The 24,149-nt window shown below is 61.3% G+C and carries 21 protein-coding genes; 6 read left to right on the forward strand and 15 right to left on the reverse strand.

Annotated elements, in window-relative coordinates; translation table 11 throughout:
* Nucleotides 1-51: 51 nt before the first annotated feature.
* The 3 genes from BM317_RS06200 to gabT form a co-directional block, all read right to left on the reverse strand.
* Nucleotides 52-540 carry an Lrp/AsnC family transcriptional regulator gene (locus BM317_RS06200; RefSeq protein WP_008146530.1) on the reverse strand — a complete coding sequence of 163 codons (489 nt, stop codon included), beginning with the start codon at nucleotides 538-540 and terminating at the stop codon, nucleotides 52-54.
* Nucleotides 541-586: 46 nt separating this feature from the next.
* Nucleotides 587-1,243, reverse strand: coding sequence for an HAD family hydrolase (locus tag BM317_RS06205; RefSeq protein WP_092473515.1), 657 nt, complete (start codon nucleotides 1,241-1,243; stop codon nucleotides 587-589).
* 90 nt (nucleotides 1,244-1,333) lie between these two features.
* Nucleotides 1,334-2,626 (reverse strand): 4-aminobutyrate--2-oxoglutarate transaminase, encoded by a 1,293-nt coding sequence (gene gabT, locus BM317_RS06210; protein WP_092473517.1) that lies wholly within the window; start codon nucleotides 2,624-2,626, stop codon nucleotides 1,334-1,336.
* Between the two features lie 286 nt (nucleotides 2,627-2,912).
* On the opposite strand from gabT, the gene BM317_RS06215 reads away from it, so the two are divergent.
* From BM317_RS06215 to BM317_RS06225, 3 genes are all read left to right on the forward strand, one after another.
* On the forward strand, nucleotides 2,913-3,839 hold the full coding sequence (locus tag BM317_RS06215; RefSeq protein ID WP_092473519.1) for a 2-hydroxyacid dehydrogenase: 927 nt from the start codon (nucleotides 2,913-2,915) through the stop codon (nucleotides 3,837-3,839).
* 226 nt (nucleotides 3,840-4,065) lie between these two features.
* Complete coding sequence (locus tag BM317_RS06220) at nucleotides 4,066-4,923, forward strand: GNAT family N-acetyltransferase (protein ID WP_092473520.1); 858 nt, start codon at nucleotides 4,066-4,068, stop codon at nucleotides 4,921-4,923.
* 49 nt (nucleotides 4,924-4,972) lie between these two features.
* On the forward strand, nucleotides 4,973-5,680 hold the full coding sequence (locus BM317_RS06225) for a cupin domain-containing protein (RefSeq protein WP_092473522.1): 708 nt from the start codon (nucleotides 4,973-4,975) through the stop codon (nucleotides 5,678-5,680).
* Nucleotides 5,681-5,889: 209 nt separating this feature from the next.
* On the opposite strand, the gene BM317_RS06230 is transcribed toward BM317_RS06225, so the two are convergent.
* From BM317_RS06230 to BM317_RS06280, 11 genes are all read right to left on the reverse strand, one after another.
* Nucleotides 5,890-6,969 (reverse strand): tartrate dehydrogenase, encoded by a 1,080-nt coding sequence (locus tag BM317_RS06230; protein WP_092164506.1) that lies wholly within the window; start codon nucleotides 6,967-6,969, stop codon nucleotides 5,890-5,892.
* A gap of 34 nt (nucleotides 6,970-7,003) precedes the next feature.
* On the reverse strand, nucleotides 7,004-8,461 hold the full coding sequence (locus BM317_RS06235) for an NAD-dependent succinate-semialdehyde dehydrogenase (RefSeq protein ID WP_092473524.1): 1,458 nt from the start codon (nucleotides 8,459-8,461) through the stop codon (nucleotides 7,004-7,006).
* 217 nt (nucleotides 8,462-8,678) lie between these two features.
* Nucleotides 8,679-9,836 carry an acetylornithine deacetylase gene (argE, locus tag BM317_RS06240; RefSeq protein ID WP_092473528.1) on the reverse strand — a complete coding sequence of 386 codons (1,158 nt, stop codon included), beginning with the start codon at nucleotides 9,834-9,836 and terminating at the stop codon, nucleotides 8,679-8,681.
* Between the two features lie 71 nt (nucleotides 9,837-9,907).
* Nucleotides 9,908-11,749, reverse strand: a complete 1,842-nt coding sequence (locus tag BM317_RS06245; protein ID WP_092473529.1) for an ABC transporter ATP-binding protein — start codon at nucleotides 11,747-11,749, stop codon at nucleotides 9,908-9,910.
* 1 nt (nucleotide 11,750) lies between these two features.
* Nucleotides 11,751-12,626 (reverse strand): ABC transporter permease, encoded by an 876-nt coding sequence (locus tag BM317_RS06250; protein ID WP_053121195.1) that lies wholly within the window; start codon nucleotides 12,624-12,626, stop codon nucleotides 11,751-11,753.
* A complete protein-coding gene (locus BM317_RS06255; RefSeq protein WP_092165009.1) occupies nucleotides 12,623-13,579 on the reverse strand; it encodes an ABC transporter permease in 957 nt (318 codons plus the stop codon). The genes BM317_RS06250 and BM317_RS06255 overlap by 4 nt, the downstream gene beginning before the upstream one ends.
* 40 nt (nucleotides 13,580-13,619) lie before the next feature.
* Nucleotides 13,620-15,266 carry an ABC transporter substrate-binding protein gene (locus BM317_RS06260; protein WP_092473531.1) on the reverse strand — a complete coding sequence of 549 codons (1,647 nt, stop codon included), beginning with the start codon at nucleotides 15,264-15,266 and terminating at the stop codon, nucleotides 13,620-13,622.
* An 84-nt stretch (nucleotides 15,267-15,350) separates the two neighbouring features.
* Nucleotides 15,351-16,625: an NAD(P)/FAD-dependent oxidoreductase gene (locus BM317_RS06265; RefSeq protein WP_092164512.1), complete on the reverse strand. Its 1,275-nt coding sequence runs from the start codon at nucleotides 16,623-16,625 to the stop codon at nucleotides 15,351-15,353.
* 36 nt (nucleotides 16,626-16,661) lie between these two features.
* On the reverse strand, nucleotides 16,662-17,330 hold the full coding sequence (locus BM317_RS06270) for a haloacid dehalogenase type II (RefSeq protein WP_092164513.1): 669 nt from the start codon (nucleotides 17,328-17,330) through the stop codon (nucleotides 16,662-16,664).
* 356 nt (nucleotides 17,331-17,686) lie between these two features.
* Nucleotides 17,687-19,012 carry an NAD(P)/FAD-dependent oxidoreductase gene (locus tag BM317_RS06275; RefSeq protein ID WP_092164514.1) on the reverse strand — a complete coding sequence of 442 codons (1,326 nt, stop codon included), beginning with the start codon at nucleotides 19,010-19,012 and terminating at the stop codon, nucleotides 17,687-17,689.
* Nucleotides 19,013-19,409: 397 nt separating this feature from the next.
* Nucleotides 19,410-20,294: a LysR family transcriptional regulator gene (locus BM317_RS06280; RefSeq protein WP_092473533.1), complete on the reverse strand. Its 885-nt coding sequence runs from the start codon at nucleotides 20,292-20,294 to the stop codon at nucleotides 19,410-19,412.
* A 96-nt stretch (nucleotides 20,295-20,390) separates the two neighbouring features.
* Here BM317_RS06280 and BM317_RS06285 point away from each other — a divergent pair, with 96 nt between their 5' ends.
* The 3 genes from BM317_RS06285 to BM317_RS06295 all read left to right on the forward strand — a co-directional run bounded on the left by BM317_RS06285 (nucleotide 20,391) and on the right by BM317_RS06295 (nucleotide 23,535).
* Nucleotides 20,391-21,527 carry a DSD1 family PLP-dependent enzyme gene (locus tag BM317_RS06285; protein WP_092473535.1) on the forward strand — a complete coding sequence of 379 codons (1,137 nt, stop codon included), beginning with the start codon at nucleotides 20,391-20,393 and terminating at the stop codon, nucleotides 21,525-21,527.
* On the forward strand, nucleotides 21,517-21,921 hold the full coding sequence (locus BM317_RS06290; RefSeq protein ID WP_092473537.1) for a RidA family protein: 405 nt from the start codon (nucleotides 21,517-21,519) through the stop codon (nucleotides 21,919-21,921). The genes BM317_RS06285 and BM317_RS06290 overlap by 11 nt, the downstream gene beginning before the upstream one ends.
* A gap of 126 nt (nucleotides 21,922-22,047) precedes the next feature.
* Nucleotides 22,048-23,535 carry an aldehyde dehydrogenase family protein gene (locus tag BM317_RS06295; RefSeq protein ID WP_092473539.1) on the forward strand — a complete coding sequence of 496 codons (1,488 nt, stop codon included), beginning with the start codon at nucleotides 22,048-22,050 and terminating at the stop codon, nucleotides 23,533-23,535.
* 52 nt (nucleotides 23,536-23,587) lie between these two features.
* Here the strand turns inward: BM317_RS06295 and BM317_RS06300 are convergent, their stop codons facing one another.
* The gene (locus BM317_RS06300) at nucleotides 23,588-24,088 is read right to left on the reverse strand and encodes a lipocalin-like domain-containing protein (RefSeq protein WP_092164524.1); all 501 of its coding nucleotides are present in this window, start codon (nucleotides 24,086-24,088) and stop codon (nucleotides 23,588-23,590) included.
* Between the last annotated feature and the right edge of the window lie 61 nt (nucleotides 24,089-24,149).

A 24,149-nucleotide genomic window follows, 5' to 3' on the forward strand; every position in this document is an offset into this window, starting at 1 on the left:
TAAGGACCCGTTCGAGGGATTGCCGTCATGGACGGCTGGCGCTGGGACGTATCAGTGGCGCAGCAACCTACGCAGCGGCACCCCATCCTTGAGCACGGGGGATTTGATGACGATGTAACTGAAGTACTTGGAAATGCCGATGTTCTTGTCCAGCAACCCTTCGATCACTTCCTGGTAATGCTGGATACTGCACGTCATGAAGCGCACCAGGTAATCGTAGCCGCCGCTGATCAAATGGCACTCCAGCACCTCATCAACCAAGCGAATATTGGACTCGAACTTGGCAAAGTCCTCGCGCTTGTGGTCGCTGAGTGTAATTTCAGTGAAGACCGTGACCGAGTCAGTGATCTTGGCCAGATTGAGATGAGCCCGATAGCCGGAAATATAACCGGCCGACTCGAGCCGCTTGACTCGCTGCAGGCAGGGGCTGGATGACAGGCCCACGGCATCGGCGAGACTGACGTTGGTCATTCGACCGTCCTTTTGAAGTTCAACAAGGATACTGATATCAATTCGGTCTAGTTTTATTAAACCTTCCATCGGGTACCCCTCGGTTGTCTTCAGGTTGACAGTGGTTTTAGCAAATTCAACGCCGCAAAGATAGCTGATGCTGAGCGACGAGGTCGGCCATGCTGGTGATGTAGAAATCGGCGGAATATGCTTGATTATCAGGCTCATGGCCACGGCGGATCAGGCACAGGCCAGCCGATTTTGGCGGGGATGCGGGCGGCCTGGACACTTGCATGATGTTTTCAGGCGTGAGCTTGTTCGCCAGCAACCATGCCTCGTCCTCCAATGGATTGTTGGCGCGGGAATGCAGGTCCTCGGGGGGAATTCCCAAGCGCTCGCAGAGCGGGTCACGATCCTCGGCATCACGATCGCAGTACACCAGCAGCCGGTAGAATTTGCGCAGGTACAACATGGCACCCGGCGCGTCCTCGAACAGCGACCAGTTGCTGGCCGAACGGGCAAAGCTCATGCCCTCCTCCCAACTGACCTTGAGCCCCAGGCGCTCTGCCAGTTGACGATGGGCAAAGCACAACAAACCACTGAAGCCCAGTTCGGAATAACGCGGATAGAGCCCGCGCACCGCCTCGTCGAACTCAGCCAGCACCGCTTCCCTGCCAGGCGTGCCCGGATGGTTGTCGAGCAAAGGTTGCAGGGCCGTCCAGACACCGGAATCCCGATCGACCAGGACTTCGTCGCAATCGATCAGCAGCGCACGATAATCAGTCAGGTGCATGTGTCGCCTCCCATGATGCATTCATCAATCCATATGCGCTAAATGCCCCCGGTCGGCACATCGCTACTGCGGGCCGACCGAGACCTGAGATTAATCCAACACGCGCAGCAATGCTGCTTCAAGAATGGTCAGTGCTTCGTCGATCTGACTTTCTTCGGTGACCAGGGGCGCCAGGAAGCGCAGGACATTTCGGTACACCCCGCATTTGATCACCAACAGCCCGCCTACCCTGGCCTGGTCGATCAGTTGTTGGGTGAGTTCGGCATCGGGGCTGCGGGCCTCATCGTCCTTGATCAATTCGATGGCCAGCATGAAGCCGCTGCCGCGCACGTCACCGATGCGCGAGTGACGTGCCTGCAAGCGCAGCAGGCCCTGACGCAGCCGCTCGCCCAGGACCTGGCCACGCTCGAGCAACTGCTCCTGTTCGTAAGCGTCGATCACCGCCAGCGCGGCGGCACAGGACAAGGCGTTGCCGCCATAGGTGCCGCCAAGACCACCGGGCAATGGTGCGTCCATGATGTGCGCACGCCCCACCACGCCCGAAATGGGCAGGCCACCTGCCAGACTCTTGGCGACAGTGACCAGGTCCGGCTGAATGCCGGCGTGCTGAAAACCGAACCATTTGCCGGTACGGCCGAAGCCGGTCTGGATTTCATCGAGGATGAGTACGATGCCGTGTTGCTCGGTCAGGGTCCGCAGCGCCTGGAGAAACTCGGGTGGCGCAGAAAGGAAACCGCCGTCGCCCTGCACCGGCTCGATGATGATCGCCGCGACTCGATCCGGAGCGACTTGGGTCGCCAGCAACTCATCCAGGGCCTGCAACGCCATCTCGCTGCTGAAACCGCGATAGGCATTCGGGTATGGGGTATGGAAGACTTCCGGTGCGAAAGGCCCGAAGTTCTGCTTGTAGGGCTGGCTCATGCCCGTCAGCGTAGTACCCAGCAAGGTACGTCCATGAAAACCGCCACGAAAGGAAATCACCGCGGGACGATTGGTATGGGCGCGGGCGATCTTCACCGCGTTCTCCACCGCCTCTGCGCCAGAGGTGAACAGCGCCGCCTTGTAGGCTTGCTGACCACCCACCAACCCACACAGGCGCTTGACCAGGTCGAGATAGGGCTTGTACGCCACCACCTGGAAGCAAGCATGGCTGACCTTTTGCAATTGGGCCTGCACGGCCGCGACTACCTTCGGATGATTGTGGCCGATGTTCAGGACGCCAATGCCGCCGACGAAGTCCAGGTAGCGCGCCCCATCCACGTCCCACACTTCAGCCCCTTTGGCCCGGTCGATGACCAGCGGATGTGCGGTGACCAGACCCCGAGGCACGAATTGATCGCGTTGACGGAGCAAACTTGGGGTTTCTTCGACTTTACTGTTCATGGCATCTCCCACAGTGAACCAGGCAACCGGGAAACGGCTGCGATGTGTTCCACAGGTTAAGCGTTCGACGCGATTGTCTAAGCCGAACTTGGCCTCTGGGAAATTCGGATCGACTGTTTTAACCCCGGCAAACAGCAGATTCCTTCAGCCGCCTCCAGTCCCATGGAATCTGCTGGCAGACGCCCTATACAACGCAGTGATGTGTGATTACGCAGGCTCTTTTGATACATCCTACTTTGCCACTCGGGCATGCTGGAGGTTCCCCATCCAGTACGAGAAGTGACCCATGGCCCTGCTTTATAAAGCCGACCCGGTACGCGGCGAACAATGGAAGCGTCTATTCGCCGAGCACGCGCCGGATATCGAATGGCGTGCCTGGCCGGACATCGGCGATCCGAAGGATATTCGCTACCTCGCCGCTTGGCAGGCGCCGAACGACCTCGAAACATTGCTGCCGAACCTGGAGGTGCTGTTCGCCTTGTCGGCCGGGGTCGACCAGCTTGACCTCGATCGCCTGCCCACGTCCCTGCCGGTGGTCCGGTTACTCGACCCTGGCATCACCCGGGGCATGTGCGAGTACGCCAGTTTCGCCGTGCTCAGCCTGCACCGGGACATGCTCCGTTATCGCCAGCAACAGATCGCCCGTTGCTGGCAGGCGCACTTGCTGCAACCGGCGGCCCAACGTCGTGTCGGCGTCATGGGGCTAGGCATGCAGGCCCAGCAGATCCTGGCCACCTTGCAGACCTTTGGTTTTGCCTTGTCAGGTTGGGCACGCAGCGAACACCGCATCGCCGGGGTGGATTGCTTTGCCGGTGACCAACAGCTCCCGGCGTTCCTCGGCCAATGCGACATCGTGTTGTGTGTCTTGCCATTGACCGAGCAGACCAGAGGGATTCTCAACCGCCAGTTGTTCCACCATCTACCCAAGGGGGCTGCCCTGGTCAACATGGGCCGCGGCGGGCATCTGATAGAAGAGGATCTGCTCGAGGCCCTAGCCAGTGGCCAGCTCAGTGCCGCGGTGCTCGACGTATTGCAACAGGAACCGGCCGCGCCGGATCACCCGTTCTGGCAGCATCCGCAAATATTGCTGACGCCGCATATCGCGGCGATGACCCAGCCCGAAAGCGCCTTTGGCGTGTTGCTGGACAATATCCGTCGCCATCAACGTGGCGAATCGATGCTCGGCCAGATTGACCCTCAGCGCCGTTACTGACCTGCGCGTGTCATGCACCTACGAGAAAAACACCGACGGAAAATCCGCTGATATTTGCTGCTGAGCCTGATCCCGATTTGAGCAATAACTGCGGCGCGCGAAGCCGCAACTTATGCAATCTACCGAATCAATGTCCGCCTCTTGTCAGGCCTGGCGGCAGGTGAGATACCAACACTTTCAGCGGAGAAATCCGACCGGTCACGCTCCCTGTCCATGGAGATCTGTCATGTCCAACACGCAACGCCCCGCCTATATCTATCGCCCCATGACGCCTGCCGATGTGACATCGGCTCATGCCTTGTCCGTGCGGTTGAAGTGGCCCCACCGCCTGGAAGACTGGGCCATGCTGCAGCGTGTCTCGCACGGTTTTGTCGCAGAGGACGAAGGCCGCCTGATCGGTACGGCGTTCACCTGCCCACAGGGTGACTACGCCACGATCGGCCTGGTGATCGTCAGCGATGAGTACCAGGGCCAGGGCATCGGTCGAAAACTGATGGAGCTGGCACTCCAGGCGTGCGGTTCGCAGACCCCCATGCTCAATGCGACGCTGGCCGGCGCACCTCTTTATGTCAGCCAGGGATTCGTCGACTTTGGGCATATCCAACAACACCAAGGAAACGTATCGCCTCCGGCCCCCACGGACCTGCCATCCGGTGAGCGCCTGCGCCACCTGGCCGACGCCGATCGAAACGACGTGATCGCACTCGCCAACGCCGGCAGCGGCCTGGACCGGCATGCCGTGCTCAACGATCTGTTCGAGAGTGTCGAAGACGTCGTGGGTATCGAGCGTGAGGGGCAATTGCGAGCGTTCGCCCTCCTGCGTTCCTTCGGTCGTGGTCGTTACATCGGCCCGGTCGTTGCGGAAAATCCAGAGCAGGCCAAGCACCTGATCGCGGTGTTGTTGGCGCAAGTGCCGGATGCTTTCGTGCGCATGGATGTACTGCCCGACAGCGGCCTCGGTTCCTGGCTGGAAGAAGCCGGGCTGAAGCAGGTCGACACCGTCGCACAAATGGTTCGTGGGACCCCGCCCCAAGCCAGCGGCGGCGTACACCAGTTTGCGCTGGTGACCCAGGCCATCGGCTGACGCCCCTACCTCACAGCTACACCATTCACTCTCCTGGAGAAACACCCTCATGCTAGAACCCACTGCCGTGCTGCTCGCACATGCCGACGGCACTCCCGCGTCCACAGCATTCACCTGCGGCTCATTGGACGCCAACGATCCTTTCGACCGACAGATCGCTTATGTCGGGACGGATAACATGGCTGCCGGTGTCGTCCAGGCGAGCGGACAATTCAGCGTCGACCATTACCCGTACAGTGAAACGATCGTGGTTCACGCGGGACGCGTCATCTTGCAGAGCCAGGATCACGCGCTCGAACTCAATCCGGGCGACAGCGCCGTGATCGCACGTGGTACATCGGTTCAGATCGACGCGCTACCTGGCTCGTTCTGGGCATTCTGTGCCGATACCCAGCCTGTTGAAACAGGCACTGTCGGATTGACCGCCCTCCCCCCATACTCCCTGCTCTCCCCTTCGACGCCGCCGAGTGAAGAGTTCCTGCTGAGCCCGACACCGCAATGTCGCTCGAACAACGTGTTCGTCGAGGACGCGACCAACCTGCGTATCGGCATCTGGGACTCGACACCCTATGTCCGCAAGGCGCGGCCACACACAATGCATGAACTGATGCACCTGATCGAAGGCAGCATCATTCTCCAGATCGCCGATGGTTCCGAACTGGCGGTCAACACGGGCGATACAGTGTTCGTGCCGCGAGGCGCCCCCTGCGCCTGGAAGAGCAGCGTCTATGTGCGCAAGTTCTACGTCTGCAAGTGATGTCTGGCGGGGCTTTTTTGGGTTGGTGAGGCCGCGCTTCCCCTGTGGGAGCTGAGCTTGCTCGCGATGGCAGACCTTCAGCAATGATGATGTCGACTGACGCAACGCCATCGCGAGCAAGCTCGCTCCCACAAGGGGAGCGCGGTGTACATGAGGTCTGTGGCTTCTGAAAATCCAATGTGGGAGCGAGCTTGCTCGCGATGTTCAGTTCAAAGCGCCATCGCAATCGCCTGACCAACATCCTGGGTCGAGCCCTGCCCGCCTAGATCAGGCGTGATCGGCCCCGCGGCGATCACCTGCTCGATGGCCTTGAGAATCCCATCATGGGCCGCACGGTAGCGCTCATCGCCATTGCCGAGGAAGTCCAGCATCAAGGCGCCGGACCAGATCATCGCAATCGGGTTGGCGATGTTCCGTCCATAGATATCCGGCGCCGAACCATGGACCGGTTCGAACAACGAGGGGAAGCGCCGTTCCGGGTCGAGGTTCGCCGAAGGGGCGATGCCGATGGTGCCGGCGCAGGCAGGGCCCAGGTCGGACAGGATGTCGCCGAACAGATTCGACGCCACGACCACATCGAAACGGTCGGGTTGAAGCACGAAGCGCGCGCAGAGGATATCGATGTGTTGCTTGTCCCAGGTGACGTCCGGGTACTGCTGCGCCATGAGCGCGGTGCGTTCGTCCCAGTACGGCATGCTGATGGAGATGCCGTTGGACTTGGTCGCCGCGGTCAGGCGTTTGCGCGGCCGGGTCTGGGCCAGGTCGAAGGCGAACTTGAGAATCCGGTCCACGCCGCGGCGGGTGAACACCGACTCCTGCAGCACGAACTCATGCTCGGTGCCTTCGAACATCTTGCCGCCGATCGAGGAATATTCGCCCTCGGTGTTTTCGCGGATCACCACGAAGTCGATGTCCCCGGCTTCGCGTCCGGCCAGCGGGCACGGTACGCCGGGAAACAACCGCACCGGCCGGATGTTCACGTATTGGTCGAAGTCCCGGCGGAACTTCAGCAGCGACCCCCACAGGGAAATGTGATCCGGCACCTTGTCCGGCCAGCCCACGGCGCCAAAGTAGATCGCGTCGAAGTCCTTGAGCTGCGCGAACCAGTCGTCGGGCATCATCTGCCCGTGCTCCAGGTAATAATCGCAGTGGGCCCAGTCGAGCACTTCGATGCTCAAGTCCAATTGCCATTTCTTCGCGGCCTGTTCCAATACCCGCAGCCCTTCCGGCAGGACTTCCTTACCGATGCCGTCGCCGGCAATCGCGGCGATTCTGAATGGTTTGCTCATCAACCGTGCCTCCTCTCTTCAAATGCTGACCGGATCACAGGCCACCCATGTGGAAGGCTTTGACTTCAAGGAACTCGTCCAGGCCATACTTGCTGCCTTCACGCCCCAGGCCCGATTGCTTGATACCGCCAAAGGGGGCGACGTCCATGGAAATGAGCCCGGTATTGAGCCCGACCATGCCGAACTCCAGCGCCTCGCCGAACCGCCATGAGCGGCGCAAGTCCTGGGTGAAAAAATAGGCGGCCAAGCCGTAAGGGGTTGCGTTGGCCGAGGCCAGCGCCTCTTCTTCAGTGTTGAAGCGCATCAGCGGTGCAACGGGGCCGAAGGTCTCTTCATTGGCCAGCAGCATTCCGGCATGGGCCTCACCGAGTACCGTCGGCCGGACGAACTGGCTGTCGCCCTTGGGGATTTCACCACAGAGTAGACGAGCGCCCTGACTCAAGGCCTCGTCGATATGTCGAGCGACCTTGCTGACCGCCGCCGTATTGATCAGTGGACCTATGTTTACGCCGGCATCCAGGCCATCGCCGACCTTGAGCTTGCCCACCTCCTCCACCAGACGCTGGGCGAAGCGCTCGTAGATCCCATCCTGCACCAGGATCCGGTTGGCGCAGACGCAGGTCTGCCCGGCGTTGCGGAATTTGCTGAGCATGATGCCGGTCACGGCCTGCTCCAGGTCAGCGTCGTCGAACACGATGAACGGTGCGTTACCGCCCAGTTCCAGGCTCAAGCGCTTGATGTGTTCGGCGCTCTGGCGCATCAGCAGGCGACCGACCGCCGTGGACCCGGTGAAAGACAGCTTGCGCACGGTCGGGTTGCCGGTCAGTTCTTCACCAATGCCGGCGGGCATGCCGGTCACGACGTTGAATACCCCGGCCGGAATGCCGACCCGCTCGGCCAACACCGCCAGGGCCAGGGCCGAGAGCGGGGTCAGGTCCGACGGCTTGACCACGATCGTGCACCTGGCGGCCAGGGCGGGCGCGCACTTGCGGGTGATCATCGCGTTGGGGAAGTTCCACGGGGTGATCGCGGCGCAAACACCGACCGGTTGCTTGAGGGTCAGCAAGCGGCGATCACCGCTGGGGGCCTGGATGGTTTCGCCGTAGACCCGTCGGGCTTCTTCGGCGAACCATTTGACGAAGCTGGCTCCGTAGCGAATTTCGCCCTGGGCTTCTGCCAGCGGCTTGCCCTGTTCGCAGGTCAAGATCAACGCCAGGTCGTCGAGGTTGTCGATCATGGCCTGATACCAGCGATCCAGCAGCGCCGCCCGTTCTGCCGCCGGACGTGCACGCCAGGCCGGCCAGGCACGATCGGCGGCTTCGACGGCCCGCCGGGTTTCACTGCCTTGTATCGCGGGGACCTTGGCGAGCACTTCGCCGGTGGCCGGGTTGATAACGTCCACGGTCGCGGCGTTGTCGGCGCCGACCCACTGGCCGTCGATGTAAGCGCGTTCTACCAGCAGGCTGGGGTCTTTCAGGCGATTCTTGAGCATGGCATCGGGTCCTGTTTTGAGACAGCCTTCAGTCTATTGTTTCGCCCTGGACGAGGATGCTGAAAACGCCGGCCCTACAGCCGTGAATGCTGAAAATCAGCCTTCGACGGCATGCTCTACCGTGGGTGGGGATTGATCGCCGTGCGCCTCGATCAGGCGATGAAACCCTTGGGGTTGCAGGCGTGGTGACGGATTGTTCAATCACGCAGACGGAACACTAGCGATGCATTGAACCCACTAACCCTTGCAGGAAGCGCTCGCCAGCGTCCATCTGGCTGATCTCGATGAACTCGTCAGGCTTGTGCGCCTGTTCTATCGAGCCTGGCCCGCAGACCACCACCGGCACATCCAGGCGTTGTTTGAACAAGCCGCCCTCGGTGCCGAATGAGACCTTGGCCGTGCCGGTGTCCGGCGCGGCAAAGTTTTTCAGGAAACGCACCGCTTCGACGCTCGGGTGGGTATCGAGGCCCGGGTAGACATTCAGGGTCTCGATTTCGATAGCGGCCACACTGGAGAGCTTCCTGGCTTCGCCGACGATCAGTTCGGCGCGCTCGCGCATCTGTTCGAGGAACCCGTCCAGGTCGTCCGCCGGCAAGTTACGCACTTCGAAGTCCAGGGTGCACAGATTAGGCACAATGTTCAGCGCCTTGCCGCCGACAATCTGTCCAACATGCACGGTGCTGTAGGGCACGTCGTAATCGGTATCCCGGGCGCCCTGCTCTTGCAACTGCTGCTGGCTCAGGCGCAGCGCGGCGATGAAGTCGCAGGCCACGTGAATGGCATTGACCGAGCGCGGTGCCAGGGAGGAATGCGCTTCCAGGCCACGACAGTAAGTACGGTAGGAACCCTTGCCCTTGTGCCCGAGTACGAACTGCATATTGGTTGGCTCGCCGATGACGCACAGAAGCGGCCGGACCGGTGCCAGATGCAGCACATCGAGCAAACGACGCACCCCCACGCAACCGATCTCTTCGTCATGGGACAGGGCCAATTGCAAGGGCCGGCTCAATGGCTGCTCGGTGGCCTCGAGCATGGCGTCGACAGCCAGTGCGATAAAACCCTTCATGTCGCAACTGCCACGGCCATAAATCCGCCCGTCCTGCACCGTCGCCTCGAAAGCCGGAAAGGTCCAGGCCTGCCCCGCCGCCGGCACCACGTCGGTATGCCCGGACAGCAGGATCCCCGGTACGTCCCGTGGCCCGGTACTGGCAAACAGATTGGCTTTCTTGCCGCTTTCATCCTGGACGATCAGTGACTCGATGCCCTTGGTCAGCAGCAGATCGCGCACGTACTCGATCAAGGCCATGTTCGATTCCGAGGAGACGGTATCGAAGGCCATCAGCCGTTTGAGAATGTCCAACACACGGGGTTTCATGAGGCCTTGCTCCATTGCTCGACTAAAAAAGAAGAAGCGCTTGATGTCGACCAGCCTGACGAAACGCCGGTTCAGGCATACGCCGCCACGTTAACGCTGTTGGACTGCTGGGTCTTCATCAGTTCCGCACTGTCGTGGTGGCAGAGGATTTCACTGCCGCCCACAATCATCCGCCGTTGCGGCGCGACACAATTGCACAAGCCGTCGACCCGTACCGGGCAGCGACTGAGAAAGGTGCACAGGCCGGGCACGTTGGCTTTAGGGCCAACGGGCGGCAACGTCTGGCAGGTCGTTGCCCCACAGGTTTCCAGCCAGCCCTGGCGCAGTTCCGGTACGGAATGGATCAGCAGGTCGGTATACGGATGGAACGGTGCCTCGGCATAGGATTGGCGCGTGCCGGCCTGGATCTTGTGGCCGCTGTACATCACCACGATGTCGTCACACAAGGCGCGCACGGTGGAGATGTCGTGGCTGATGAACAAATAGGACACCCCCAGTTGCTGGCGCAGATCGCGCAGCAGTTCGAGAATCGCCGCACCGACCACGGTATCCAGCGCCGAGGTCACCTCGTCGCAGAGAATCAGGTCCGGCTTGGCCGCCAAGGCCCGGGCCAGGTTGACCCGTTGCTTCTGCCCGCCGGACAGTTCGTTCGGACGCCGCTGCGCCAGCGCCCGCGGCAGACGCACCAGGTCCAGCAATTCGCCGACACGCTCGCGCAAAGCCGCGCCCTTGAGGCCGAAATACATCTTCAGCGGACGGCTCAGGATCGTGCTGACGCTGTGCATCGGGTTGAGCGCGGTGTCGGCATTCTGGAAGACCATTTGAATACGTCGGAACTGCTCGGAGGTGCGCGACGACAGGCTGCCCCCCAGGGGTTGGCCATCGAAGGTCAAGCCGCCAAGGGCCGGTACCAACAATCCGGCCACGACCCGTGCCAAGGTCGATTTGCCGGAGCCCGACTCACCGATGACGCCGATGGCCTGGCCTCTGCGAACCGTCAGGTCAATGTCTTCCAGCACGCGAATCGCTGGCATGCCCTGGGCGTTTTTGTTGCCGTAGCCGGCGGTGAGCCCCTGGATAGTCAGCAACGGCGTCTCTTGGGCGAGGTCGCTCGGCGGACGGATCGTCGTGTCCGGTCGCGCCGCCGCCAGCAAGCTGCGGGTGTATTCGTGGGCCGGCCCCTTGAGCAACGGTGCCGTGGCGCTGTGTTCGAAGATTTCGCCGCCATTGAACACCACGATCTGGTCAGCCATCTGCGCCACCACCGCCAGGTCGTGAGACACGTAGACGGCCGTGGCCCCACGTTCACGGACCACTCGCTTGAAGGCCCGCAGCACATCGATCTGGGTTGTCACATCGAGGGCCGTGGTCGGCTCGTCGAGCACCACCAGCAACGGATCACTGATCAGCGCCATGGCCGCCATCACCCGTTGCAGTTGCCCGCCGGACACCTGATGGGGGTAGCGCTGGCCGATGCGCTCAGGGTCTGGCAGGGCCAGGTCGCGGAACAACTCGATGGCCTTGGCTGCAAGCACCGCCCGACTACCCAGACCATGAATCAGAGCGCCCTCCACCACTTGGTCGATCAGTTTTTTCGCCGGGTTGAATGCCGCTGCGGCGCTCTGGGCGATATAGGACACCCGGTTGCCCCGCAACTTCTGCAACTGGCTCTCGCTCGACGCCAGCATGTCATGCTCGCCGATCTGCACCACGCCGCCCGCCAGGCGACAACCGCGCCGGGCATAACCAAGCAGCGCCAGGGCAATGGTGGTCTTGCCGGAACCGGACTCACCGATCAACGCCAACACTTCGCCTTTCTGCAGGGAGAAGCTGACACCCTTGACGATATCCACTTCACCTTGTTCGCCACAGGCGACCACTCGAAGGTCCTGTACTCGAATCAATTCACTCATTTCAATGACCTCCCGAACGTCGGCTACGTCGCGACGACAACCGGTCGATGAACAGATTCACACCGATGGTCAGGGTGCCGATGGCCAGGGCCGGAATCACAATGGCCGGCGCCCCCTGATTGAGGCCACCGATGTTCTCGCGCACCAGCGAGCCCAGGTCGGCATCCGGTGGTTGCACGCCCAGCCCCAGGAAACTCATGCCACTGAGCAGCAGCACGATAAAACCGAAGCGCAGGCCCAGGTCCGCCAGCACCGGGTTGAGTATGTTCGGCAGGATTTCCACACAAGCGATGTACAGCCGGCGCTCGCCACGGGTACGGGCCACTTGCACGTATTCCAGGGCTTCGATATTCACCGCCATGCTGCGGGCAATGCGGAAAGCGCCCGGGGTGTAGCTCAACACCGCGGTGCAGATCAGCAAGGTGACCGAGGAGCCGAAGGCCGAGACCATGATCAGTGCCAACATCTTGCTGGGGATCGAGATGAACGCGTCCATCAGGCGACTGATCAGCTCATCCAGCCACTTTGGCGACACCACCGACAACAGCGCCAGACTGGTTCCCAGGGTGCTGGACAACACCGCGGCCACCAACGCCAGGCCGACGGTGAAGCGTGCGCCGACGAGGATCCGGCTGAGCATGTCGCGGCCCAGGTAATCGGTGCCGAACGGGTATGTCGCGCTCAGGCTGTCGAAGACGTTGTCAGAGACCACCTCTCCCACCGGATGCGGCGCCAGCCACGGACCGAAGATGGCCACCAGCAACCAGATCACACACATCGCGGCACCGACCAGGCCAAGCCAGGACTTGGCGTGGGCGTCTTTGCCCAGCCCCAGCGCAACGGCCGCCGTCGGGGACTTCACAATGAGGTTGTTCATTGGTTTCTCAGCCTCGGGTTGGAAAGGATCGCGCACAGGTCGGCAATCAACACCAACGCCAGGTACGCCGTACAAAACAACATGGTGCAGGCCTGGACCAGGGCCATGTCGCGGTTGGTCACGGCATCGACCATCAGGCTGGCGATGCCGGGGTAGTTGAAGATCGTTTCCACGATCACCACCCCGCCCAGCAGATAGGACAGGCTCAGGGCGATGGCATTGGCGATGGGGCCAATGGCATTGGGCAAGGCATGTCGAAGGACGATCCGGATATTGCTGACGCCCTTGAGGCGGGCCATTTCCACGTAAGGGCTGTCGAGTTGATCGATCACCGCCGCCCGGGTCATGCGCGACATTTGCGCGACAATCACGCAGCACAGCGTCATCACCGGCAAGGCGTAGGTGCGCATGAATTGCCAGGGTGAGGTGATGTCACTGGCGTAGGACAGTGCCGACAACCAGCCCAGGTTCACCGCGAATATCAGCACCGCCAAGGTAGCGACCAGAAACTCCGGCACCGCCACCATGGTCAAGGTGAAGAAGCTCAGGAAGCTGTCGACACGCCCGCCACGCCCCATCGCCGAACCGATACCCAGGGTCAAGGCCACAGGCACCGATACCAACGCCGTGGCAGCCGCCAGCATCAAGGTGTTGGGGACCCGCCCGGCCATCAAGTCGACGACCGGCATGGCGTTGGAGATCGACATCCCCAAATCACCGCTGAGCAGGCTCGTCAGCCAATGCAGGTAACGCAACACACCGGGCTGGTCCAACCCCATTTTCATCCGCAGGGCCGCCACCTGTTCCGGTGTGGCGAACTGCCCCAGCGCCTGTTGCGCCGCGTCCCCCGGCAGCACTGCCGTGATGGCGAACACCACCATGGAGACAATCAACAAGGTCACGACCGCCGCCCCCAGGCGGCGGCCGATCAACCAGAGTGTGTTGCTATTCATCATCCGACCCTCATGCAATATGGCCCAAACCCGGCGGTCATCAGGCGTCCAGCCAGACTTGCTCGGCAAACATGTAGCCCATGAAACCGCCCAGGGGGTTGGCGCCGTAACCCTTTACGCGCTGATCGGCGCCATCGATGTTACTGATGAATACCGGTACGCCGATGCCACAGTGCTCATGCACCAGCACCTGCATGTCGCCGTACATCTTGCCGCGCTTGACCTCGTCGGTTTCACCTCGGGCCTGCACCAACAGCTGGTCGAACTGTTCGTTTTTCCAACCCGATTCATTCCACGGTGCGCTCGACTGGAAGAACTGCGAGAACAGCATGTCGGCATTGGGCCGCGGGTTGATGTTGCCGAAGCTCAGTGGATGCTTGGCCCAATGGTTGGACCAGTAGCCGTCGCTCGGCAGGCGGTTGACGTTGAGCTTGAGTCCCGCCTCCTTGGCGGACTGCTGCAGCAACACCGCGACGTCCACCGAGCCGGTCGCCGCTGGCGAGCACATCAGCGGCATGCTGATGTTTTCCATGCCGGCCTTCTTGAGCAGGAACTTGGCCTGCTCCGGATCGTAGGCCCGTTGTGGCAACTCGGCGTTGTAGAAACGTGCACCGGGTGCGATCGGATGATCGTTGCCGACCCTGGCATAGCCCCGGAAGATCGCCGACTTGATCTGTTCCCGGTCCAGCAGCAACTTCATGGCCTGGGTGAATTCCGGACTTTTGCCCGGCATCTGGTCCTGGCGGATGATCAGGTCAGTGTAGTTGCCCGACGGTGAATCGATGACCTGGTGCTTGGCGCTGGCCTTGATGCGAGTCGTCGAGCGTGGGTTGACCTCGTTGACGATATGCACGTCCCCCGACAACAGGGCGTTGATCCGTGACGATTCGTCGGCGATGCCGATGAATTCGATCTCGTCCAGGTACGGCAAGCCGGGTTTCCAGTAGTTGGTATTGCGCGCACCAATGGAGCGCACCCCAGGCTTGAACTCCTTGACCTTGAACGGACCGGTACCGATGCCCTGGCTGAAATCGCTGGTGCCCTCGGGAACGATCAACATGTGGGAGACGGCCAGGATCGACGGCAGCTCGGCGTTGGGACCGCTCAACTGTATCTGCACTTCATGAGTGCCGACGGCTTTGACTTCGGCGAACTGCGACGCCAGCGGCAGGACCTTGGAGCCGGTGATCGGGTCCTTGTGCCGCAGCAGCGAAAACACCACGTCGGCGGCGGTCAGGGCCTTGCCATTGTGGAAGGTCACTTCCTTACGCAGGCTGATCACCCAAAGCGTGGCGTCGGTGGTTTCGATACGCTCGGCCAGTTCCAGTTGCGGCACCATGTGGCTGTCGAAGCGCGTCAGCCCGTTATAGAACATGTAATGGCGCACATAATCGGTGGACGATGAACCTTTGGCCGGATCGAGGGTGTCGGCGGTGGAACTGGTCGAGCCTGCGACGCGAATGCGCCCGCCAGGCTTGCCTTTGCCAGGGGCGGCGGCCTCCTCATCGGCGAACAGCTTGCCGGCGGCGCCGAACAGGCTGCCCGCGCCCGCCACGGCCACCCCGGCCATTCCCAGCATTTGCAATGCATTGCGGCGTGACATGCCGCGATTGAGCCCTTCGAAAATGCGCAGACTTTCCGTACCTGTTATCAGCTGGGTGTCGATACTGTTTTTTTTGTCAGTCATGTCAGTTCTACCTTTCGGAAATGATAAGGCTCGATTGCTCGCGATTAACGCAATGTGTTGAAACGTGAAGCGTCTCCCCGCAACTCAATGCAAATAGTCTTGAAGGCGGTAGTACGCACCGACCAGAGGCAAAAACCACGGTTTGCCAAAATGACCGGGGATCGCCGGCCAATCGAGCTCGCGCCAAGGATTGGCCTCGACCTTGCCCGCCATGACCTCGGCCATGACTTGCCCCATGTGCACCGACATCTGCACACCATGGCCGCTGTAGCCCATGGAGTGATAAACCCCTCCGTGCTGGCCAGCCCGAGGCAGCCGATCGGAGGTCATGTCCACCAATCCGCCCCAGCAGTAATCGACCTTCACCTGGGCCAGTTGCGGGAACATCTGCACCATCGCCGCGTGCAAGACTTTGCCGCTCTTGGCATCGGACACGCTGTCAGACATGGCAAACCGCGCCCGTCCGCCAAACAGCAGACGATTGTCCGGGGTCAGGCGGAAGTAGTTACCAATCATGCGGCTGGTGACATAGGAACGGTGTGCCGGCAACAAGCTGTCGATCAGCGCCTGGGGCAACACCTCGGTGGCGATCACGAAACTGCCCACCGGCACGATCCGCCGCCGATACCAGCCCAACCCACCCTGCTGAGAGGTGCCGGTGGCCAGCAGCACTTGCGTGGCCTGCAGCGATCCCTTGGTGGTATTGACCCGATAGCCGCCGGCACTGGCTTTCCAGTCCGTGACGGACACGCCCTGGAAAATCAAGGCGCCGTGACGGGCGGCGGCCTCGGCCAACCCGACCCCGAAGCGCCCGACGTGCATCTGCACGCCGTTGCGCTGCAACAAGCCACCATGGAACAGGGCCGAGTTGACCTCTGCGCGGGTCTCTTGTGCAGACAACAACTCGACCTCGGCATCGACCTCCCGCCGAATCAACTCGCAGGTGCGCGCCAAACCTTCGTAATGCATGGGCTTGGCCGCCAGCTTGAGCTTGCCGTTGCGCGTGAAGTTGCAGGCAATCTGCTCCTGCTCCACCAGCGAGACGACGCTCTGCACGGCGCTTTCATAGGCCTGGTAATAGGCGCGCGCTTTATCGGCGCCGAGGCTGGCACTCAGGGCCGCGTAGTCCTGGGCCACGCCGGTATTGCACTGGCCGCCATTGCGCCCCGACGCCTCGCCAATGACCCGCCCGCCTTCCAGCACGACCACATTGGCCCCCTTCAAGGCCAGGGCCCGGGCCGCGGCCAGGCCAGTGAAACCACCACCGACGATGGCCACATCGACCTGCCCGGGCAACGCACCGAGCTGGGCACCGGTAAATGCCGGTGCGGTATCGAGCCAATAAGACTCACTGCCCATGTCTAACCCCTTATGCCTTGAAGAGTGCCCAACGACTCAGAGACCGACCAGGCCGGCCAATCCGCCGATGTCCGGGATCTGGTGGTAGTTGTAGCCAGCGTTTCCAGGTAGTTCATGACCACGGGCCACGAACGCTTTGTGCTTGATCTTCATGTCGTGGGCCGACATCAGGTCATAACGGAAGCTTGAGGACACGTGCAGGACATCTTCCGGCCCGCAGCCGAGGTTATCGAGCATGAATTCGAAGGCCGCCAGGCGCGGCTTGTAGGCTTGGGCTTGTTGAGCCGTGAAGACCTTATGGAACGGTGCGCCGAGCTTGTCGACGTTGGACATGATCTGCTCGTCCATCGCGTTGGAGAAAATCACCAGGGGAATCTTGTCGGCGATTTTCGACAGGCCGGCCGGTACGTCGGCATGGGGCCCCCAGGTCGGGACGGCATCGTAGTAGAGCTGACCTTCGCCTTTGTACTCGACGCCCCAACGCTTGCAGACCCGGGCCAGGGCAGTCTTGAGGATTTCATCATAGGGCCGCCAGTCACCCATCACCTGGTCCAGGCGATAGGCCGAGAAATCCTTGACGAACTGGTCCATCTGCCCGGCAGGGACCCGATCGGCGAACAGCTCGCGCGTCATGGTGCCCATCTGGAAATTGGTCAACGTGCCGTAGCAGTCAAAGGTAATGAACTTGGGGCGAAGGAAGCTCATGAGTGCAGTCCTGAGTGATGGTTGAGGTCATGAGGGGCAAGCGGTTGCGCCGTTCCGGGAGCCTGGGTGCAACGCTGCATCACGGATTTATTACAGCATCATGAGACCGTGCATAAACGGTTAAAAGTATAGGTCCCTTGGCACAAACCACCGTTTTTCGGGGCCTGCTCAGCAGACTGTGCGGGATGCGCCATGGCCGGGCATTTGCGCCGTTTTCAAGGCATTTGCGGCCGTTTATGGTGCGTAAAAAGCCACTTGGAACGCCACAAACGGCAGAATCTACGCCCGCGAACGAAAACGGGCGCATCCCCTGAGGATGCGCCCGTTCATTGTTTTGCCGGTGAGTTTCCAGTGCCTCAGAACTCCGCGACCTTGCCCCAGGCCGAAGATTGAAAACGGTCCGGGTGATAGGGACGCGGATCAACCAGTGGAGGCATGTCACAGACAATGTCGGCGATCAAATGCCCCGCACCCGGGCCGATGCCGAAGCCATGACCACTGAACCCCGCCGCCAGCACCAGGCCAGGCAGGCTCGCCATCTCGCCGATGCCCGGGACGCCGTCCGGCGTGCTGTCCACATAACCTGCCCAGGCTGCGGTGACCGACGAGGTTTTCAGCATCGGGATCAGGTCTACCGCGCGCTTGTAAGTCAACTCAACCGTCGAGGCGTCTGCCTTCGGATCCAGAATTCGCATGCGCTCCATCGGCGTCGGCTGGTCCAACTTCCAGCGACCCAAGCCCTCGTGTCCCGATTGAAAGCCTTCCAGGCCGCCGGGGGCCAGCTTGCGCCAACGGCGCTGGAACATCGGCAGGAACTGCGGGGCGAAACGCAGCAATTGCAAGGTCGGGTCGACACGCCCTCGGCCACTGATGGCCAGCGTGATCCCGCCATCGGAGCGACGGGTCATGGAGACTTCATCCGTGTGGAGCGCGTCCGGTATCTCTTGGGCACCTTTGGAAACCGACAGTATCGTCTGGCGAATGGACGCCTGGGGGAACCGGATGCCGTACTGACGGCAGAAAGAGGACGCCCATGCGCCACCGGCGAGCACCGCGAGCTTGGTGCGAATGGTGCCCTTCTCGGTGACGACGGCAGACAACCGGCCACCCTCGGTCTCGAGGCCACGGGCGGCGCAGCCCTGGTGCACCGTACCGCCCAGTTTAATAATGGCCCGTGCGACCGCCGGGGCGGCACGGGATGGGTCTGCCGTACCGTCGGTAGGTGAAAAGACCCCGCCTTTCCAGGGCTTGCCGGTCACCCGGCCATGTTGAGCGGCCTGCTCCGCCGTCAGCATGTGGGTTTTCACATTGACGGTACGGGCAAACTCCCCCCATTTCGCCCAACCGGCCAGCTCTTTCTCGTTGTTGCTCAGGTAGAGCAAGCCACACCTTCTGAAACCTGTGTCCTCACCAGTCTCTGCCGCGAACTGCTCCCAAAGATCCAGGCTCTTGGTCGACAGCGGCAGTTCGCGAGCGTCTCGATTCTGCTGACGGCACCAGCCCCAGTTTCGGCTCGATTGCTCTGCACCCACGCGGCCTTTTTCCACCAGTGCGACCTTCATGCCGCGCTTGGCCAGGTAATAGGCCGTGAAGGTTCCGATAATGCCGCCGCCGATCACGACAACGTCAGCGTGTGTCGGAAGCTCAGAATTCGTCTCTACGGAAATTAACGGTGCTGGCATTTTAGGGATGTCCATGAAGGCCGGGGAATTTGAAGGTACGTCTTCTTCAGGCGGTCGCGGGTGCATCGGCCATGCACTGAGGGTAGCGACCGGGGCAAGCCGCTACTTCGTTCCGGAAGCATCAGTGCCACGCTGAATCATGGTGTTATTACAACACCATGAAACCGTTCATAAACGGTTAAAAGTATAGGTCGCCTGGTACAAACCACCGTTTTGCAGGATGTGTTCAGCAGACTTTGCGGAGTGCTTCGGATTGGAGGTTTGGCTTATCTGTTTGGCGGGACACGTCCCGGCATTTATTTAGCTGGACCACCGCTATCGCGAGCAAGCTCGCGATGAGGCCGGCACATTCAACGTCTCATTGACTATGAAACCACCTTCGCGAGCAGTTCGCTGGTCATGCTTTCAATGCCTCCTCCAGAAACGCCACCAAAGCCTGCACACGCGGGCTACGCAGTTTTCGTGAAGGTACCAGCAGGTTGATCGGCGCACTGTCGAATTGCCAATCCGCCAACACCCGAACCAGACGCTTGTCGGCAATGGCGTCACTGATATCCCATTGCGAACGCAGCACCAGCCCCAGGCCTTGCTCGGCCCAGCGTCGAGCCACGCTGCCATCGTTGCTCGACATCGCGGGCTCGATGCGCAGGGTTCTGCGCCCCTGCCCGTTGCGCAGGTGCCACAGCGTGACATCTTCATCATTTTCACGGATACAAATGCAGCGGTGCCCGGCAAGTTGTTCAGGTGCCGACGGCGTGCCGTGCTGCTCCAGATAGGTAGGGCTTGCGCACAACCATCGGTCATTTGACGTGAGGTGCCTGGCGACCCACAGGCTGTCATTGAGGTGACCGATGTGGATTACCGCGTCGCTGTCATGGCGATCCGGCCATGGCGTTTCGCGTAAATCCAGGTGCAGGCACAACTGAGGGTGCAACCTGGCGAAACGCGCCAACAGCGGTGCAATGCGTTGCCGCCCATAGCCGAACGGCGCCGCCAACCTGAGCGTGCCAACCAACTGCTCGTCTCGTTGCTTGAAGGACTCCGGGAGCGCTTCCAACTGCTCCAGCAAACGCGCGCTTTCACGGGAGAAACGCTCGCCATCGGCGGTGAGACTCAGGCGCCGGGCATCGCGATTGGCCAGCGTCAGGCCGAGCAGCGTCTCCAACTTGCGCAGACGCATGGACAGCGCGGGAGGTGAGACATTCAGGATTCTGGCGGCGGCGCTCAACGATTCGGAGCGCGCCAGCGTCACGGCCAGACGCAGGTCCTCGATGGAGATCATTCAATTCTACTTAATGATTGATGACACCTCATTGAAGCACACCTTCACGACGGCTTTGTAGAGTGGGCCCTGTACCCAGCCATTCGAGCCCTCCTTATGTCAGCCTCTCTTGCCACCCTCGATACCCCCGTCGCGCTCGTGGATGTGCCGCGCATGCAGCACAATATCCAGCGCATGCAACAACGCATGGATGCCTTGGGTGTGCGTTTGCGCCCGCATATCAAAACCAGCAAATGCCTCCCCGTGATCCAGGCGCAGCTCGCCGCAGGTGCCAGCGGCGTCACGGTTTCGACCTTGAAGGAAGCCCAGTACTGTTTCGCTGAAGGCATTCGTGACGTCTTCTATGCCGTCGCCATCGCGCCAGGCAAACTGCCCCAGGCCTTGCTGCTGCGGCGCCAAGGCTGCCAGTTGAGCCTCCTCACCGACAGCCTTGCCGCTGCCCAGGCCATCGTCGCCTTCGGCCAACAACACAACGAACGCTTCGACGTCTGGATCGAGATCGACTGCGACGGCCATCGATCCGGCCTGCACGTCGAAGACGATTCACTCGTTGCAGTCGCACGGATACTCAACGAGGGTGGCATGCCGCTTCGCGGGGTGATGACCCATGCCGGATCAAGCTATGAACTCGACACCCCTGAAGCGCTGCAAGCCCTCGCCGAACAGGAACGCGATCTGTGCGTCAGCGCGGCCCAACGACTGCGCGAAGCCGGGTTCGCCTGCCCGGAGGTCAGCATCGGCTCGACGCCTACGGCATTGTCGGCACTGAACCTGGAAGGCGTCACTGAAGTGCGCGCCGGTGTCTATGTGTTCTTCGATCTGGTGATGCACAACATCGGTGTCTGCCAGGCCGACGAGTTGGCGCTGAGCGTGCTGACCACCGTCATCGGTCATCAGAAAGACAAAGGCTGGATCATCACCGATGCCGGTTGGATGGCCATGAGCCGTGACCGCGGCACGCAACGCCAACAGCGGGACTTTGGTTATGGCCAGGTTTGCACCGAAGCCGGCGATTGGATCGAGGGCGCGTTGCTCACGGGAGCGAATCAGGAGCACGGCATTATCGCGCTTGAAACGGCCGAGGGTGTCGACATCACCGCGCGCTTTCCCATCGGTAGCCGCCTGCGCATCCTGCCCAACCATGCCTGTGCCACAGGCGCGCAGTTCCCGGACTATCACGCGGTTGACGCCGAAGGTGGCGTACACACCTGGAGTCGCTTGCATGGCTGGTAATCAAGCAGGTTCGATCCAATTGATCAGCACGGCCAGCGCCGCGGCGCCGGGTGGACATTACGCCCAGGCGGTGGCGCACCAGGGCGTTCTGTATGTGTCCGGGCAACTGCCCATACGCGCCGATGGCGTTCACAGTGCCGACCAATCGTTCGAGGTCCAGGCCGCCATCGCCCTCGATAACCTGGTGGCGATTCTCGGTGCAGCAGGCCGGAGCACGCGCGACCTGCTGAAGGTCACGGTCTATGTCGCAGGTATCGAACACTGGCCCGCGTTCGATCGAATCTACGCCCGTTACCTGGGCGAGCATCGGCCCGCGCGAGCGGTAGTGCCTGTTCCGGCCTTGCATCATGGCTACCTGATCGAAATCGAGGCAATGGCCCTCGCCCCGGGGTAATGCCAAGTCTACCCGGCAGATACGGCAGATTCTCCTTTGCGCACTTGAACAACGGCATCTTTCGTCTGGGCTGCTTTGTTAGCTTATTGAGCAGGCTCGACATCTCGCTCGAAAGGAACACCTTGGATGATGACTCAATCTTCGAATAGCTACAGCGTTGATCCGCAAACAGCCCAGCTGTTTTATATCAATGGCGGTTGGTCTGCGCCGGTCAGCCCGGCCAGTTTGCCGGTGGTCAACCCGGCGACCGAAGAGGTCGTCGCCCAGGTCGCCAGCGGGTCTGCCGAGGATGTCGATCAGGCGGTCGCGGCGGCGCGTGCCGCGTTTGCCGGTTGGTCGGCCACTTCCACGGCGTTGCGTGCACAGGTGCTGGGCAAGATTCATGAGCTTATCCTTGAACGCAAAGAAGAGTTTGCCCAGGCGATCTCCCTGGAAATGGGCGCAGCCATCGGTTCTGCACGGGCAATGCAAGTACCTCTGGCAGCCGAGCACGTCCGGGTCGCCCGCGACCTGCTGTCCACTTATCGTTTCCAGACCGTCGAGAACGGGACCGCGATCCAACGCGAACCCATCGGCGTCTGCGGCCTCATCACCCCGTGGAACTGGCCGCTTTATCAAATCACCGCCAAAGTCGCCGCGGCGCTGGCGGCCGGCTGCACGGTGGTGCTCAAACCCAGTGAACTGTCGCCGCTCAGCGCCCTGCTGTTTGCGCAAGTGGTTCATGACGCGGGCGTTCCAGCGGGTGTCTTCAACCTGGTGAACGGCAGCGGCCATGTCGTCGGCGCTGCGATGGCCGCCCATCCCGACATCGACATGATCTCGATTACCGGCTCGAATCGCGCGGGCGCGCTGGTGGCCCAGGCGGCGGCCGCGACGGCGAAACGGGTCGGCCAGGAACTGGGCGGCAAATCCCCGAACATCCTGCTGCCCGACGCCGACTTTGCCAAAGCCGTCCCAATGGGGGTGATGGCGGCGTTGCGCAACGTCGGACAATCCTGCAGCGCCCCCACCCGGATGATCGTGCCCAAGAACCGGCTGGCGGAGGTCGAAGCACTGGCGGTCGCCACTGCCAACGGGATCATCGTGGGTGATCCGCAATCACCGGAAACGGTACTGGGCCCCATCGCCAATGAGGCCCAGTTCAATCGCGTGCAAGCCATGATCGAGGCCGGATTGCATGAGGGGGCAAAACTGCTCTGCGGCGGGCTCGGACGCGTGCCGGGGTTTGAAAAGGGCTTCTACACCCGCCCGACGGTGTTCTCCGCGGTGGATAACGCCATGCGGATCGCCCAGGAAGAAATCTTCGGGCCGGTGCTGTGCATCATTGCCTACGAAACCATCGACGAGGCAGTCGCTATCGCCAACGATACGGTCTATGGGCTTGGTGCTCATGTTCAATCGCAGGATCTTGAACTGGCGCGCGAGGTGGCTTCTCGAATTCGCGCGGGGCAAGTGCTCCTGAATTACCCGGCCTGGAACCCCATGGCGCCATTCGGGGGCTACAAACGCTCGGGCAATGGCCGTGAGTACGGCGTCTTTGGCCTCGAGGAGTACCTGGAAACCAAGGCGATCGTTGGGTTTGGCGAATCGCCTGAAGGTTCTTCGCGTACCTAGAGCTTCGATGCCAGCTGTCCATGCTTCGATAGCAGATGTGCCCTCGGGCACATCACTTCACACGCTCCCAGACGATGTGAACCTTCGCCCCATCCGGGCGGCGAAAATCCTCCACCATCTGGTCACCGTCGACCTTCAACTGCAGGTCATCGCGGGTACGCACAGCGCCCACCCAGTTCGGGAATGTAGAGCCTTGGACGGTATTGCCCGTGAACTCACCGTTCTGGTCGACGGTGTATCGCCCGAAGAAACCGATGCTCCCCGCCATCGCTGCCCGGTTTTCCTCATCGGTGCCTTCGCCACGCGCATTGGATCGAAACACCGGCACGCGTGGATCAGTGAGTACTTCGACAAACGTCAGCTCTGGCGTGAAGACGAGCCAGCCATGAGGATTGGGGCCATAAGCTTCCGATCGGCTGCCCTGACTCTCAACGGTTGCGCTGACCATGCGCCATGTCCCGACCAAGGCATTTTCTTTGCCCGCAAACACGCTGGAGAATGCCAAGAAGGCAATCACCGCACCGACCGCCAGTACTTTGTTTTTCAAACTCATCCGTATCACCTTTCACTCGTCGCAACGATGCGACGGACAATAGATTAGTTGGGTTGGCACG

Source organism: Pseudomonas sp. NFACC24-1 (assembly GCF_900115235.1).
Lineage (GTDB): Bacteria > Pseudomonadota > Gammaproteobacteria > Pseudomonadales > Pseudomonadaceae > Aquipseudomonas > Aquipseudomonas fluorescens_AA.